The organism is Mycoplana sp. MJR14, from assembly GCF_029210525.1.
Classification (GTDB): Bacteria; Pseudomonadota; Alphaproteobacteria; order Rhizobiales; family Rhizobiaceae; genus Mycoplana.
Genome location: NZ_JARGEO010000003.1, coordinates 112,400 through 126,325 on the forward strand (window position 1 = coordinate 112,400; position 13,926 = coordinate 126,325).

The window sequence follows — 13,926 nt, forward strand, 5'->3', positions numbered from 1 at the left end:
ATCGACCGCCGGAACCCCGCGTCGGCGCTCTGGGGCCTATCGCCAGCCGAGCGCCGGTGCCACGTGCTTCAGGATCGCCTCGATGACATGGGCGTTGTAGTCGACGCCCAGCTGGTTGGGGACGGTCAGAAGCAGGGTATCGGCTTCGGCCACGGCCTCGTCAGCGGCCAGTTGCTCCACCAGCCGGTCGGGTTCGGCGGCATAGGACCGCCCGAAGATCGCCCGCGTGTTCTCGTCGATGAAGCCGATCGAATCCTGTTCCTTGCCGCTCTGGCCGAAATAGGCGCGGTCGCGGTCGTCGACGAGGGCGAAGATGCTGCGGCTGACGGAGACGCGCGGCGTGCGGGCATGGCCGGCCTCCTTCCAGGCGTCCCGGTAGGCGCGGATCTGGGCGGCCTGCTGGATGTGGAACGGTTCGCCGGTCTCGTCGTCCTTCAGGGTCGAGCTTTGTAGGTTCATGCCGAGTCTCGCGGCCCAGACGGCCGTCGCATTCGAGCCGGCGCCCCACCAGATACGCTCGCGCAGGCCTTCAGAATAGGGTTCCAGGCGCAGCAGGCCCGGCGGGTTGGGGAACATCGGGCGCGGGTTCGGCTTTGCGAAACCGTTGCCCTTCAGCGCCTCCAGCAGCACCTCGGCATGGCTGCGGCCCATGTCGGCGTCGGTCTTTCCCTCCTGCGGCTGGTAGCCGAAGTACTTCCAGCCGTCGATCACCTGTTCGGGCGAGCCGCGGCTGATGCCGAGCTGCAGGCGGCCGCCGGCGATCAGGTCGGCGGCGCCGGCGTCCTCGGCCATGTAGAGCGGGTTCTCGTAGCGCATGTCGATGACGGCGGTGCCGATCTCGATCCTCTTCGTCTTCGCGCCGACGGCGGCCAGGAGCGGGAAGGGGGAGGCGAGCTGCCGGGCGAAATGGTGGACGCGGAAATAGGCGCCGTCGGCCCCCAGTTCCTCGGCCGCCACGGCGAGATCGATCGACTGCAGCAGCGCATCGCCCGCCGAGCGGGTCTGCGACTGGGGAGAGGGGGCCCAGTGGCCGAAGGAGAGAAATCCGATTTTCTTCATGATGATATCGCCCGATGCTGCCTCGTTTCGACCCTTGATGGCACAAGACGGAGCAGAGCGACAGGCGCGGAAACAAGAACGCTCTGTTCAGCGAGGCGAGCCTTTCGGTTACAGCCTCGCCGGGACGGCACCCGCAGGAACCGGCGAAGAGCAGCCGCAGTGAGCAAATTTCCCTAACGGGCAAGGCTGCGTGGGTGCGGGTGTTAACCATTTGTTAACCGTGAATCGCGTAGGTATCGAGAAGGAAAAATTAACGAAGATTTCCAACGTGTTAACAGATGCTCGCTCGATCCGTATCAAGGGCCGGTCCTTCCTGGCGCTGATGCTCTCGCCGGAACTGCCGCTGGACGAATGGCTGGCGCGCCTGGACGACCTCGCCGGACGTTCGGCGGGCTTCTTCCTGGAGCGGCCGATCGTGCTCGACGTCGCCGAGCTCGACATCGACCGGCACCAGCTGAAGGGACTGCTCGACGAGCTTGCCCGGCGCAACGTGCGCGTCATGGGCATCGAGGGCGGGCGGCCGTCGCTGTTCGAGCCCGGCATGCCGCCTGCGATGCGCGGCGGACGTCCCGCCCCGGACATCGAAGTGCCGGCGGCCGAGCCCGTGGCCACAGCGGCCGAGACGGCGCCGGCAGTTCGCCGGGAGCCGCAGGCCGCAAAGGCCCTGTCGTCGATGATCGTCCGGGAGCCGGTGCGCTCTGGCCAGTCGATCATCTTTCCGGAGGGCGACGTGACGGTGATCGGATCCGTCGCCTCGGGAGCCGAGATCATCGCCGGCGGCTCGGTGCACATCTACGGCACGCTCAGGGGAAGGGCGCTGGCGGGATCGGTCGGCAATGCCGGCGCGCGGATCTTCTGCCGGCGGCTGGAGGCGGAGCTGCTGGCGATCGACGGCGTCTACAAGACCGCCGAGGACATGGCGCCGGACCTGCGCGGCCAGGCGGTGCAGCTGTGGCTCGAAAACGATTCGATCAAGGCGGAAAGACTAAACTGAGCCGGCTGCCGGCCAGCAACAGGAGCGGGAAGATGGCAAAAGTAGTCGTGGTGACATCGGGCAAGGGCGGCGTCGGAAAGACGACTTCGAGCGCCGCTCTCGGGGCGGCGCTGGCCCAGCGCAACGAGAAGACCGTCGTCGTCGACTTCGACGTCGGCCTGCGCAATCTCGACCTCGTCATGGGCGCCGAGCGCCGGGTCGTCTACGACCTCGTCAACGTCATCCAGGGCGATGCCAAGCTGACGCAGGCGGTGATCCGCGACAAGCGCCTCGATACGCTGTATCTGCTGCCGGCCTCGCAGACCCGCGACAAGGACAGCCTGACGCCCGAGGGTGTCGAGCGGGTCATGAACGAGCTGAAGGAACAGTTTGACTGGATCATCTGCGACAGCCCGGCCGGGATCGAGCGCGGCGCCACGCTCGCCATGCGCCACGCCGACGTCGCCGTCGTCGTGACCAACCCGGAAGTCTCGTCGGTGCGCGATTCCGACCGCATCATCGGCCTCCTGGACGCCAAGACCGAGAAGGCCGAGCGCGGCGAGCGGATGGAAAAGCACCTGCTGCTCACCCGCTACGATCCGGCCCGCGCCGAGCGCGGCGACATGCTGAAGGTCGACGACGTGCTCGAGATCCTGTCGATCCCGCTGCTCGGCATCGTTCCTGAAAGCATGGACGTGCTGAAGGCCTCGAACATCGGCGCCCCGGTCACCCTCGCCGACAGCCGCTCGGCCCCGGCGCTCGCCTATCTCGACGCCGCCCGGCGGCTTGCGGGGGAAACCGTACCGATGACCATTCCGGGCGAGAAGCGCGGCATCTTCGGCAAGATTTTCGGACGGAGGGCAGCATGAGCATTTTCAGCCTCTTCCGCAAGCAGACCTCCGCCCCGGTGGCACGGGAGCGTCTGCAGGTGCTTCTGGCGCACGAACGGGCGTCGGTCGGCCAGTCGGACCTCGTCGCCATCCTCCGCGAGGAGATCCTCGCCGTCATCGCCAAGCACGTCGAGATCGACGACGAACGCGTGAGCGTGAAGATGGAGCGCGGCGAGCACGTCACCACGCTCGAGGTCGACATCGAGATCCCAGTCACCGTGACCATCCGCGCCGCCTGAGCACAGCCAATCGATCCGCGAGGTCAGCCTCGCGGATCGGCAAGGACTATCGGACACACTCCACATGCCGGTAGGCGACGACACCCATCCGACGTGGTCGTCTTGCCGATGGATCCGGCCCATGGGCTCCTTGCGGGTTCTTCGGGGTGCGCATCGCGCACCGGTGATCGCGGCGGTCCCCTTCGTCGTGTGGCGCTTGCATGCCGAGAGGAACTGACAAGGCGTTCGCCTTGCTGTAAAACCATCGAGGATTGAACCGGCCGGGCAGCATGATCCCGCGCCGCGGCAGCGGATAAACGGTGTGCCCGTGGACGGCATGAGCCTGTCGTATTGCACGGCGATACCGTAGCCTGCCTTTCCGTTGCAGTCTGCATCTGGGCGGCATGGCATTCCGCCGGGCGCGTCGGGTTCATGGTGGGGGAGGTTCATTGTCCAAGATCAGCGAGACGAGCACCCTGACCCAGGCGACCTGTCCGACCGAGGCGGTGATCCGCGTGGAGCGCTACGCCGCGACGTCCCGCATCCTTCACTGGATCGTGGCGGTGCTGGTGCTGGCGATCTGGCCGCTCGGCTTCTTCATCAAATTCACGAAGAAAGAGGTGACGCTCGACTTCTACATGGTCCACGAGAGCCTGGGGTTCCTGGTACTTTGGATCATGCTGGTGCGGGTCGGCAACAAGCTGCTGGTGAGGGCGCCGCAGCCGGAGGGCCCCGCGATCGAACGCCTGGTGGCCTCGGTCGTCCACGGCCTGCTCTATCTCTTCCTGATCATCATGCCGGTCAGCGGCTTCCTCGCCACGAACGCGCACGGATTTCCGCTTCTCTGGTTCGGCCTCGTTCCGATCTGGAGCCCGGTGGGCAAGGCGCCCGACATTGCCTGGACGCTTTCGGCGATCCATGCCTGGAGCGCATGGATCCTTCTGACGCTTTTCGCGTTGCATATCGGCGGCGTCCTGTTTCATCATGTGATCAGACGCGACAACACCCTATACCGGATGCTCTAGGGAGCGCGATGTTCAAGTTGGAGATGGATGAGGCGACCTGGTCGCGACTGCTGGTCCTTCGGCAGGGCGGGGGCGAAGGCGTGCCCACAGAGGCGGCCTATCGCCTCTACGCGCCGATCGCCGGGGCAACCGGTCGGTTCGTGATCGCGCAGGTGGGCCAGTCGCTCGACGGGCGCATCGCGACGCCCACGGGCGATGCCCGCGACGTCTCCGGTCAGGACGGGCTCGCCCATCTGCATCGATGTCGGGCGCTGGTGGATGCCGTGATCGTCGGCATCGGCACGGTCAGGGCCGACGATCCGAGGCTGTCGGTGAGGATGGTCAAGGGCGCGTCGCCGGTCCGCGTGATCGTCGACTGCCATGCGGAACTGGACGGCAGCGAGAGCCTGTTCCATGACGGCGGAGCGCCGGTGATCGTGTTTCGGAGCGCACGCGCCAAGGGCATCGTCCTGCCGGGTGCGGAGATCATCAGCCTCGAGCCCAAGGCCTGCGGCCTCGACCCGCACGACATCCTCGACGCCCTGGCGCAGCGCAGCCTCGATCGCGTGCTGGTCGAGGGCGGCGCCCGCACGATCGCGCGCTTCATCGCGGCGGGCCTCGTCGATCGGCTGCATGTGGCCATATCCCCGATCATCATCGGCTCCGGCCCGAGCGGCATTGCGCTCTCGCCGATCGAGAGCCTGGCCGGGGCCTATCGCCCCGTCACCGAGGTCTACGATCTCGGAACCGACATCCTGTTCGACTGCGCGCTGCGGCCGCAACGGGCCTCAGGCCGGCAGGGCCAGGAGGTCCGCGTGGCCAACGAGGCCTGAACCGCCGGGCGTGCCGATGGCCCCCAGCCGGTATTCCAGCCAGCCGTCGACCGTCGCCTCAGGCAGGTCCGAGATTTCGAGAAGCGGCCGGCGCAGGCCCTGCAGCAACTGCGCCTGCAATTCGGCGCTCTCCGCATCCAGGTGCCACGGGCTGTCTTCGACCCGCACCGTGAACCCGCGCGCGGCAAGATGGCGCGCGAGGCAGGCGGCCGCGTCGGGACCGAGCGCCGGGCCGAACCCCTTGTCCGTGCGCTGGTGGCTGTTGAACAGCGCCACCATCTGCGCATCGAGCGGATGCGACGGCGACCAGCGCATGGTCCCGTCATAGTTCAGCGCCGCGTAGAGACCGCAGCGCGCCGAGGCGAGCCGGTCGGCGAGCGCGGCGCAGAAGGGCTCGGAGCACAGGTCGAACAGGGCCGAGGCGGTGACGACGCCCACGCCCTCCAGCGGCAGGGCGTCGATGTCGGCGAGGTCGTGCCGGCGGAACGTCACGCCGGCATCCCGGCCGATCCGGCGCGCGGCCTCGTCGAGCAGCAGCGGATCGTTGTCCAGCATCAGCCAGCGCGCGCCGGCGGGCAGCCGGCCGGCGAGGCTCCGCCAGGTGGACCCGGTGCCGCAGCCGATGTCGAGAACAAGGGGATCGGGCAGGCTGCGGACATAGCTGGACAGCGCCTCCGTCAGCCCGCCGTGACGGGCGCGGCGATCGGCGGGCTCGCGCAGCGCCAGCCAGGCCTTGTCGAAGCCGCTCATCGCAGCGTCTCCAATGCTTGTGCGATGATCCCCACGGTCACGTCCCAGCCGGGCAGCGACGCGCCGGCGCGCCTTGCGGCGGCGGCCTTTGTCCGGCGCAGGCTCTTGTCCGCGACCAGGCTCCGCAGCGCGCGGGCGAAGGCGCTCACGTCGTCGACCGGCACCAGCATGCCTGCGTCCTCCGGCACGACCTCGGGAACGGCGCCCGCCCGGCAGGCGACGATCGGCAGCCCTTGCGAAAGGGCTTCGGCGAAGACCATGCCATACCCTTCGAAGCGGCTCGCAAGCGCGAAGACATCGGCGTCCGCCAGCAGCGCGCGGGTGTCCTCGCTTTCGCCGGCAAGCGATATCCGTTCCGCAAGGCCGAGCCTTTCCACCTGCTTTTCCAGAGCGGCGGCGGTTTGCGGATCGAGCTTGTGGCTGCCGACGATCGTTGCGCGCCAGGGCAGATCTTCGATCTCCTTCAGAGCGGCGATGAGCACGTCGTGCCCCTTGCGCGGGGTGAGCGTGCCGATGGAGAGGATATGCGCCGGGTCGCCCTCGCAGGTGGCCATCCGGGCCGGATCGGTGCCCGGGACGGCGACCACAAGCCGGTCGGGGCGGACATCGTAGTGTGCGGCGAGCGCGCGCGCGGTCATGGGCGAGGTGACGATGACGCGTCTGGCGAAGGACAGCGCGCGGCGCTCGCTGTCTTCGAACCGGCGCTGCTGGCCGGTGTCGAGCCCGGTCTCGAGGGCCAGCGGATGATGGACGAGCGCAACGATGCGCAGGCGCCGGGCTTCCCGCTCCGCCCACTGGTCCAACACGCCGAAGGCGAGACCGTCGACCACGAGCAGCCCGCCGTCGGGCAGTTGCGACAGCCGGCGCTCGGCTTCCTCCTTGACCTCCGGCGCGGGAAAGGGAAAGCCTTCGCCGAGCGGCAGGCACGCGACCGACCAGTTGCGTTCGGCAAGCCCGGCGATGACCCGGCGATCATAGGCATAGCCGCCGGTGTTCAGGGCCAGGTCGCCGGGAAAGGCGAAGGTGACATGACGGCTCAAAGGTCGGCCTCGTACCAGCCGCGGGCGGCATGCGATTCGTGAAGGGTCACCTTCAGCCGGCAGATCCGGTGGCTGCCCGGACCGAGCTTCTTCTCCGCAACGGCAGCCGCGAGCGCGTCGAAGATATGCTTGGCGATGACTTCCGTCGTCGTGACCTTGCCGGCGAAGACCGGGAGCGTGTCGAGGTTCTGATAGTTCAGCGGCTGCAGCACCTCGCCCAACACCGTCGTCGCCGCCCCGATATCGACCGCCAATCCGTCCTCGTCGAGATCGCGCGTGAAGAAGGCGGCGTCGACCACGAAGGTGGCGCCATGCATGCCCTGGGCGGGGCCGAAGACCGGGCGGGGAAGGCTGTGGGCGATCATGATGTGGTCGCGGACTTCAACGGCGAACATTCTCTTCCTACTCCGTGTAGCGGATACGATGGCAAAGGGTTTCGGCATCGGCAAGGATAGCCGGATAGGCGGCGGCGAGGTCGGCGAAGTGGGTCTCGCCGGAAATCAGCCTGTCGAGGCGGTCGTCGCGCAAGAGCTCCAGCGCCTTTTCGAGCCGTCGGGCATGGGGCCAGCGCGCGCGCCGCGCCGGCGGCAGCGAGCCGACCTGGGAACTGGCGATGGTGAGCCTGTGGGCGTGAAAGGCGCCGCCGAGCGGCAGGCTGACGGAGCGGTCGCCATACCAGCTCGCCTCGACGATGCGGGCTTCCTGTCCGGCGAGTTCGATGGCTCTCGACAGCGCTTCGGCCGAGCCGGAGGCGTTGACGAGCACGTCGAACGGGCCCGCCGCCGTCTCTCCGGTCGCAAAGCCGAGGCCGAGTGCCGCCGCCAGCGTCCGCCGGGCCGGATTGCGGTCGATCAGCAGGACGTCGGTGCCGATGATGCCCGCGGCGAGTTGGGCGACAAGGGCGCCGACGACGCCGGCCCCGAACACGGCGACCCGGTCCCCCGGCAGGATATCGGCGTCCCAGACGATGTTCAGCGCGGTCTCCATGTTCGCTGCCAGCACGGCGCGTGCCGGGGGCAGTCCCTCGGGCAGCGGCGTCACCGCGTCCGCGGCGACGGTGAAGACATCCTGATGCGGGTGGAGGCAGAACACCGTGCGGCCGGCAAGCGATGGGGGGCCCTGCTCGACCCGGCCCACGGCCGAATAGCCGTATTTCACCGGAAACGGAAAATCGCCGCCCATATGGGGGCCGCGCATGCGCTCGAACTCGCTCACCGGGACGCGGCCCTGAAAGACGAGGTTCTCCGTGCCGCGGCTGATGCCGCTGAACAGCATGCGCGCCCGCACTTGTCCGTCTCCCGGCGGAGGCAGCGGCTGCTCGCGGATCTCGCATATGCCGGCCGCCGGAATCCACAGGGCTCGGGCGCTGGCGGCGCCTGCCATTCCGGCTGTGCCGGTGTCCGGTTTCATGCGTCTCTCCCTGGCCAGCGGTGCGGCGGGCTCATCATCTCGCGGGATGCGGAGCCCGGGTCAAGATGCGCCGAATCTGCGGGGCGTGCCAATAGGTCTGTCTCGCCCGTTCTTTCGGTTTCAGGCTGAACGGGCAATGCCGCAGGCAGCGCGCTTGCGCGGAGGTACAATTTTCTTGTCATTCGATAGGCGTGATTGCCAAGGCAACGGTCTTCGCCAATAGTCCGGTGGAGATTGCTTCGCGTTCCGATGGAGGCATCGAGGTTGCGAGCCGCATTCCCCTGACGGGTGAGGTGAGGGTCGAGAAAGCCGTCTGTCCAACGACCAGGAAGGGAGAGAGCCGGTCACATGTTCGAAATCGCGATCCTTCTCGCAGCGGAGTAGGCGAAGATGCTGTTGGAGGAGACACCGGTCCTGCAGGGGCGTGTTGCGGAAGGCGCGCCGTCGCGAGCGCTGCGGGCCAATGCGCTGACCGTGCTCGGCTGTGTCTTCGCCGCTGCCGTCGCCGCCTATATGCTTGTCGCCTATCACCTGCCGCTCGGCGGTGGCGTCGTCATGGCCGCGGCGGTGCTGCTCCTGTTCATCTTCGCGCTCGTCCTCAGGGGCCTGCAGCATCACGGACACCAGCGCTTCGGCCTCGCCAACACCGTCACGGCGGTCCGGGCGGCGTTGGTCAGCATCATCGCTGCGGCCGTGTTCTATCCGGGCGCAGCGCAGAACATCGCGAATGCACCGTGGGTCTTCGTGGCCCTCGTGCTCGTGGCGCTGGTGCTGGATGGCGTCGACGGATTTGTGGCACGTCGCGAGGCACAGGTGTCCGCGCTGGGGGCACGCTTCGACATGGAGGTCGACGCCCTGCTGATCCTCTGCCTCTCCACCGCCGCCTTTCTGCTGGGCAAGGCAGGCGCATGGGTCCTGCTCATCGGGCTGATGCGCTACGCATTCCTGCTCCTGCACTATCCCGTGCCGCGTCTTGCGGGCGCGCTGCCGCCGTCGCTGTGGCGCAAGTTCGTCTGCGTGGTGCAGGTCGCGGTCCTGTGCCTGATCCTGGTGCCCGATATCGTCCAGCCGGTCTCGTCTTGGCTTGCGGCGATCGCCCTGCTTCTGCTTTGCCATTCCTTTGCGGTGGACTGCTTCTATCTCCTGACCAAGGCCGAGGTGCGGGAATGAACGTCCTGTCCAGTGTCGACACGGCGATCGGCGTCACGCGGTCGATGCTGATCTACTATGGCCAGCCGTGGCGCCGCCGGCAGCTCAGGCGCTTCTATCGCGAACTGGTCTCGCCCGGCGACCTCGTGTTCGACATCGGCGCCCATGTCGGCAGCCGCAGCCGGACGTTGATTTCGCTCGGCGCCGCGGTGGTGGCGGTGGAGCCACAGCCGGTCTTCGCCGACATCGTCGCGATGCACCTTTCCAGACAGTTGAAGGGCCTCGAGCGCCTGGCGGTCGGGGCCGCCGAGGGCGTGGCGACGCTTCATGTCTCGAGCCGCCATCCGACGGTCACGACCCTATCGAAACGCTTCATCGACGGTGTCAGCCACAGCGCCGGCTTTCGGGACGTGGTCTGGGACAGCGAGATCCGGCTGCCGGTGACCACTCTGGACCGGCTGATCGACAAATACGGTCTGCCCGCCTTCTGCAAGATCGACGTCGAGGGCGCGGAAAGCGACATCTTGCGCGGCCTTTCCAGACCGATCCGGCTCATCGCCTTCGAATATATCCCCGCCCTGCCGGAGGTGGCGCGCGAGGCAGTCGACCGGCTCGGGCAGCTCGGCAACTATCGCTTCAAGCGCGTCATCGGCGAGACCCACCGCTTCGTCGATGCCGAGTGGAAGGATGCGGCCGCGCTGTCGGCCGACCTTACCACGCTTTCGCCGGACAGCCCGTCAGGCGACATCTACGCCCGCCTGGCGCCGTGACATCGATGGCTGGTTCCCGTGCTTGCGAATGCCCCCGGCCTGCGCACGGTCATGTCGATCCGGCCGTTGCAAGTTGCGGCCCGATGGTCTGATGTGCGGGCGAAAGGGTGAAGCGGATGGTGCGGCTGAATTCGGAAGGTAGGGGCAAGCGGGTCTTCGGGTGGAAGGCCGCCCTCTCGGTCCTTGTCTTCGTCGTCATCGGTTCTGCCGCCTGCATCCTGCCGGACAGTCCGGACGCCTTCCATCCACAGGCTCTCCTGCGCCTGCCGATCGAGGTGCCGCTGACAGCGCTCGCCCTGCTGTTGCTGCCGCGGCGGGTGGCCATCGTGTGCGCGCTCCTTGCCGCGAGCCTCCTCTTCTGTCTCCTGTTCCTGAAGCTTGCGGACATCGGCGTGCTCTCGGCCTTCCAGCGCCGTTTCGATCCCTATCTCGACATGAAGATGCTGTTCGACGGCTGGAACATGCTGTCCGGCGCAGTCGGCACGGTGGGTGCGGCGCTGGCCATCGGCCTGGCGGTCGCTGTCCTGACCATGCTGGTCGGCATCTTCTTTTGGGCCTGCGTGGCGATGACGCGGCTCGGCCGGACTGCCAGGCGGATTGCCGTTGCAGGCTTTTCGATCGTTCTGGCCGCTGGCCTCGCACTCCTGGCGGCCGGCCCGCGCGGGGGAGGACAGGGCTTCGCCGATCTGCGGGCGGCGTCCTTTCTCGGTGCGCGGCTTTCGCTTGTGGCCACCTCCGTCGCCGACATCCGGGCGTTCGAGGCCGAGCTTGTCGCCGGGGACGCGCATGGTGCCGGCAAGCCGCTTTTCTCCCGCGTCAGGGGCCGCGACGTGATCCTCGTCTTCGTGGAATCCTACGGTCGAAGCGCCATCGAGGATCCGCGCTATGCCGGACTGATCGGGCCGCGGCTCGGGGACATCGGGCGGCGGCTTCAGGGCGCCGGCTTCGCCGTGGCCAGCGGCTGGACGCGCTCGCCGACCGTCGGCGGCCTCAGCTGGCTTGCCCATGGAACGCTGCTATCGGGCCTGTGGATCGACAGCCAGGCGCGCTACGACCGGCTGATGGAAAGCGATCGGGCGAGCCTGAACCGTCTGTTCCGTGATGCCGGATGGCGGACGGCGGCGGTCATGCCGGCGATCACGATGGACTGGCCGGAATCGGCCTATTTCGGCTATGACCAGATCCTGGCCGCGAAGGACCTCGGATACCGCGGCAGCCCCTTCAACTGGGTGACGATGCCGGACCAGTACACGCTTTCGGCCTTCGAGCGCCTTGCCCGTTCGCCGGCGAAGGCCGCGGGCAAGCCCGTCATGGCCGAAATCGCGCTGATTTCCAGCCATGCGCCGTGGACACCGGTGCCGAAGCTGATCGATTGGGATGCGGTCGGCGACGGCACCGCCTTCAACGGCCAGGCCGACAGCGGCGAGACGCCGGCTGTGGTCTGGGCCGATCACGATCGCGTCCGCCGGCAATACGTCGAAACCGTCGACTATGCGCTCCAGGCGCTGGGCGACTACATGCTGCGCTTCGGCGGGGATGCCGTCTTCGTGATCCTGGGCGACCACCAGCCGGCGGCGCTAATCACCGGTCCCGATGCCTCGCGCTCGGTTCCGATCCACATCGTCAGCCGCGACCACGCCCTCGTCCAGGGTTTCATCGCCGATGGCTTCGACGCCGGCATGACGCCGTCTCCGAAGGGGGCGGAACCGTCGATGGACAGCCTGCGGGAACGCCTGATCCGGCACTTCAGCAGGCCGTGATACCTGGCCACTGAACTTCCCCGCGCGCTACTCGGTGAAGGCCTCCTCGCGCTTGCGGCTGATGCTGGGCGACAGCACGAGACCGAGCACGACGACGGCGACGAGCAGCAGCGACAGGCTGAGCGGGCTGCGCACGAAGATCGTCGGATCGCCCTGGCTGATCAGCATCGCCCGGCGCAGGTTCTCCTCCAGCATCGGCCCGAGAATGAAGCCGAGCAGCAGCGGCGCCGGCTCGAAACGCATCTTGCTGAGCGCAAAGCCGACAACGCTGAAACCGGCCATGACGAACACGTCGAACACGCTGTTGTTGATGCTGTAGGCGCCGATGCAGCAGAAGCCGATGATGGCCGGAAACAGCAGATGATAGGGCACCGTCAGCATCCGCACCCAGAGCCCGATCAGCGGCAGGTTGAGGATGACGAGCATGAGATTGCCCGACCACATGGAGACGATCATGCCCCAGAACAGGTCGGGCTCGTCCGAGATCACGTTGGGGCCGGGGGTGATGCCCTGCAGGATCATCGCGCCGACCATGAGCGCCATGACCGGATTGCCGGGGATGCCGAGCGTCAGCATGGGAATGAAGGACGTCTGCGCACCGGCGTTGTTGGCCGATTCCGGCGCGGCGACGCCTTCGATCGCGCCCTTGCCGAATTCGGCGCCGTTGGGCGACAGGCGTTTCTCCATGGCGTAGGAGGCGAAGGAGGCGAGCATCGCGCCGCCGCCCGGCAGGACGCCGAGGAAGGAGCCGAGCGCGGTGCCGCGCAGCACCGGCCAGCGAATGCGCCTGAAGTCCTCTCGCGTCAGCATCAGCCCGGTCACGCGCTTGACGCCCACGGAGCGCTCCTGCTCGTTCTCGAGATTGCGCAGGATCTCGCAGATCCCGAAGATGCCCATGCTGACGGCGACGAAGTTGAGGCCGTCATAGAGTTCGGGAATGTCGAAGACGTAGCGCGGGGTGCCGCTCTCGACATCGGTCCCGACGGTGCCGAGCAGCAGCCCGAAGACGATCATCGCCATCGCCTTCTGCAGCGAGCCGCTGGCGAGCGCGACCGAGGCGACGAGGCCGAGCACCATCAGTGAGAAATATTCGGCCGGCCCGAAATTGAGTGCGACTGAGGCAAGCGGCGGTGCGGCCACCGCAAGCAGGATCGTCGCGACCGTGCCGGCGAAGAAGGAGCCGAGTGCTGCGGTCGCAAGCGCAGCCCCGGCGCGGCCGTTGCGGGCCATCTGGTAGCCGTCGATCGCTGTGACGACCGAAGAACTCTCGCCCGGCAGATTGATCAGGACCGCGGTGGTCGAGCCGCCATACTGCGCGCCGTAGAAGATGCCTGCGAGCATGATCAGCGCGGATTCCGGCGGCAGGCCGAAGGTGATCGGCAAGAGCATGGCGATGGTGGCGGTGGGGCCGAGTCCCGGCAGCACGCCGATCGCCGTGCCCAGAAGGCAGCCGATGAAGCCATAGAAAAGGTTCATCGGCAGAAACGCCGTCGAGGCACCGAGCCAGAGGTTCGAGAAGATATCCATATGCAATCCAATCCGGTTTCGCGGCTGGCGGGGAGTGTCAGGAAAGACCGCCGACGAAGGGGACCCAGGGCCCGAAGGCGCTGACGGGAAGCGACAGGAGCTTCGTGAACAGCAGCACGCAGCAGGCGGCGAGGAAGAGGCCGAGCAGGATCGAATGACGCCAGTTGGCATAGCGGCTGGCCGACGCGACGCCGACGATCAGGAAGAACATGGTCGGCGCAAGGCCGAGGCCCGCCAGCACCAGGCCGAAGCCGATCGGCGCAAGGATCACCAGGCCGTAGGCCTTCCAGTTCCAGGTCTCGGGGCCGTCCTGTTCCGCCTCGACCACCAGCGACTGCACGATGATGAGCGCGCCGAGCGCCATCAGGATCAGGCTGAGCATGGTCGGGAAATAGCCCGGTCCCATCTGGAAGGAGTTGCCGGCTTCCAGTTCGCGGCCGAACCAGATGAACAGCAGGCCGACAAGGATCATGGTTGCGCCGCCGACGAAGTCGCGGCCGTTTCTTATCTTCAGCATGGCATGATACTCGCGCGTGATAGATA

At 67.4% G+C, this 13,926-nt stretch carries 15 protein-coding genes; 8 read left to right on the plus strand and 7 right to left on the minus strand.

The features are described 5' to 3' along the window. Window positions 1-36: 36 nt before the first annotated feature. Window positions 37-1,059, minus strand: a complete 1,023-nt coding sequence (locus P0086_RS08550; RefSeq protein ID WP_112607037.1) for an LLM class flavin-dependent oxidoreductase — start codon at window positions 1,057-1,059, stop codon at window positions 37-39. 259 nt (window positions 1,060-1,318) lie between these two features. Here P0086_RS08550 and minC point away from each other — a divergent pair, with 259 nt between their 5' ends. The 5 genes from minC to P0086_RS08575 all read left to right on the plus strand — a co-directional run bounded on the left by minC (window position 1,319) and on the right by P0086_RS08575 (window position 4,977). Further along, on the plus strand, window positions 1,319-2,053 hold the full coding sequence (gene minC / locus P0086_RS08555) for a septum site-determining protein MinC (protein ID WP_112595094.1): 735 nt from the start codon (window positions 1,319-1,321) through the stop codon (window positions 2,051-2,053). Window positions 2,054-2,085: 32 nt separating this feature from the next. Next, complete coding sequence (gene minD / locus P0086_RS08560) at window positions 2,086-2,901, plus strand: septum site-determining protein MinD (protein ID WP_112594878.1); 816 nt, start codon at window positions 2,086-2,088, stop codon at window positions 2,899-2,901. Continuing rightward, a complete protein-coding gene (minE, locus tag P0086_RS08565) occupies window positions 2,898-3,161 on the plus strand; it encodes a cell division topological specificity factor MinE (RefSeq protein ID WP_112594880.1) in 264 nt (87 codons plus the stop codon). The genes minD and minE overlap by 4 nt, the downstream gene beginning before the upstream one ends. Window positions 3,162-3,589: 428 nt before the next feature. Further along, window positions 3,590-4,165 (plus strand): cytochrome b, encoded by a 576-nt coding sequence (locus P0086_RS08570; protein WP_345799309.1) that lies wholly within the window; start codon window positions 3,590-3,592, stop codon window positions 4,163-4,165. Between the two features lie 8 nt (window positions 4,166-4,173). After that, window positions 4,174-4,977 (plus strand): RibD family protein, encoded by an 804-nt coding sequence (locus P0086_RS08575; protein WP_275784613.1) that lies wholly within the window; start codon window positions 4,174-4,176, stop codon window positions 4,975-4,977. Here the strand turns inward: P0086_RS08575 and P0086_RS08580 are convergent. Genes P0086_RS08580 through P0086_RS08595 form a run of 4 tightly spaced genes read right to left on the minus strand, consistent with a single transcriptional unit; the run spans window position 4,933 to window position 8,177 of the window. After that, the gene (locus P0086_RS08580) at window positions 4,933-5,727 is read right to left on the minus strand and encodes a class I SAM-dependent methyltransferase (protein ID WP_275784616.1); all 795 of its coding nucleotides are present in this window, start codon (window positions 5,725-5,727) and stop codon (window positions 4,933-4,935) included. The two genes, P0086_RS08575 and P0086_RS08580, sit on opposite strands and share 45 nt — an antisense overlap. Next, complete coding sequence (locus P0086_RS08585) at window positions 5,724-6,767, minus strand: glycosyltransferase family 4 protein (protein WP_275784619.1); 1,044 nt, start codon at window positions 6,765-6,767, stop codon at window positions 5,724-5,726. The genes P0086_RS08580 and P0086_RS08585 overlap by 4 nt, the downstream gene beginning before the upstream one ends. Further along, window positions 6,764-7,162 carry a 6-carboxytetrahydropterin synthase gene (locus P0086_RS08590; protein WP_148191094.1) on the minus strand — a complete coding sequence of 133 codons (399 nt, stop codon included), beginning with the start codon at window positions 7,160-7,162 and terminating at the stop codon, window positions 6,764-6,766. Before P0086_RS08590 ends, P0086_RS08585 begins: the two co-directional genes overlap by 4 nt. 7 nt (window positions 7,163-7,169) lie before the next feature. Then, window positions 7,170-8,177 (minus strand): zinc-binding alcohol dehydrogenase, encoded by a 1,008-nt coding sequence (locus tag P0086_RS08595; protein WP_275784621.1) that lies wholly within the window; start codon window positions 8,175-8,177, stop codon window positions 7,170-7,172. Between the two features lie 390 nt (window positions 8,178-8,567). Between P0086_RS08595 and P0086_RS08600 the strand changes: the two genes are divergently transcribed. The 3 genes from P0086_RS08600 (at window position 8,568) to P0086_RS08610 (ending at window position 11,856) form a co-directional block, all read left to right on the plus strand. Continuing rightward, window positions 8,568-9,347 carry a CDP-alcohol phosphatidyltransferase family protein gene (locus P0086_RS08600; RefSeq protein ID WP_275784624.1) on the plus strand — a complete coding sequence of 260 codons (780 nt, stop codon included), beginning with the start codon at window positions 8,568-8,570 and terminating at the stop codon, window positions 9,345-9,347. Beyond that, window positions 9,344-10,096, plus strand: coding sequence for an FkbM family methyltransferase (locus P0086_RS08605; protein ID WP_275784626.1), 753 nt, complete (start codon window positions 9,344-9,346; stop codon window positions 10,094-10,096). Before P0086_RS08600 ends, P0086_RS08605 begins: the two co-directional genes overlap by 4 nt. A 116-nt stretch (window positions 10,097-10,212) precedes the next feature. Next, window positions 10,213-11,856 carry a sulfatase gene (locus tag P0086_RS08610; protein WP_275784628.1) on the plus strand — a complete coding sequence of 548 codons (1,644 nt, stop codon included), beginning with the start codon at window positions 10,213-10,215 and terminating at the stop codon, window positions 11,854-11,856. 27 nt (window positions 11,857-11,883) lie between these two features. Here the strand turns inward: P0086_RS08610 and P0086_RS08615 are convergent, their stop codons facing one another. Together P0086_RS08615 and P0086_RS08620 are read right to left on the minus strand one after the other, a co-directional pair. Beyond that, window positions 11,884-13,383: a tripartite tricarboxylate transporter permease gene (locus P0086_RS08615; protein WP_275784631.1), complete on the minus strand. Its 1,500-nt coding sequence runs from the start codon at window positions 13,381-13,383 to the stop codon at window positions 11,884-11,886. Between the two features lie 37 nt (window positions 13,384-13,420). Next, the gene (locus tag P0086_RS08620; protein ID WP_112613173.1) at window positions 13,421-13,900 is read right to left on the minus strand and encodes a tripartite tricarboxylate transporter TctB family protein; all 480 of its coding nucleotides are present in this window, start codon (window positions 13,898-13,900) and stop codon (window positions 13,421-13,423) included. Window positions 13,901-13,926: the final 26 nt, after the last annotated feature.

Bases quoted from the DNA above. Each gene is read 5' to 3' on its own strand.
- P0086_RS08595 (WP_275784621.1), bottom strand. From the start codon at position 8,177: ATGAAACCGGACACCGGCACAGCCGGAATGGCAGGCGCCGCCAGCGCC.
- P0086_RS08610 (WP_275784628.1), top strand. From the start codon at position 10,213: ATGGTGCGGCTGAATTCGGAAGGTAGGGGCAAGCGGGTCTTCGGGTGG.
- P0086_RS08615 (WP_275784631.1), bottom strand. From the start codon at position 13,383: ATGGATATCTTCTCGAACCTCTGGCTCGGTGCCTCGACGGCGTTTCTG.
- P0086_RS08620 (WP_112613173.1), bottom strand. From the start codon at position 13,900: ATGCTGAAGATAAGAAACGGCCGCGACTTCGTCGGCGGCGCAACCATG.
- P0086_RS08550 (WP_112607037.1), bottom strand. From the start codon at position 1,059: ATGAAGAAAATCGGATTTCTCTCCTTCGGCCACTGGGCCCCCTCTCCC.
- P0086_RS08575 (WP_275784613.1), top strand. From the start codon at position 4,174: ATGTTCAAGTTGGAGATGGATGAGGCGACCTGGTCGCGACTGCTGGTC.
- minE (WP_112594880.1), top strand. From the start codon at position 2,898: ATGAGCATTTTCAGCCTCTTCCGCAAGCAGACCTCCGCCCCGGTGGCA.
- P0086_RS08590 (WP_148191094.1), bottom strand. From the start codon at position 7,162: ATGTTCGCCGTTGAAGTCCGCGACCACATCATGATCGCCCACAGCCTT.
- P0086_RS08605 (WP_275784626.1), top strand. From the start codon at position 9,344: ATGAACGTCCTGTCCAGTGTCGACACGGCGATCGGCGTCACGCGGTCG.
- P0086_RS08600 (WP_275784624.1), top strand. From the start codon at position 8,568: ATGCTGTTGGAGGAGACACCGGTCCTGCAGGGGCGTGTTGCGGAAGGC.
- P0086_RS08580 (WP_275784616.1), bottom strand. From the start codon at position 5,727: ATGAGCGGCTTCGACAAGGCCTGGCTGGCGCTGCGCGAGCCCGCCGAT.
- minD (WP_112594878.1), top strand. From the start codon at position 2,086: ATGGCAAAAGTAGTCGTGGTGACATCGGGCAAGGGCGGCGTCGGAAAG.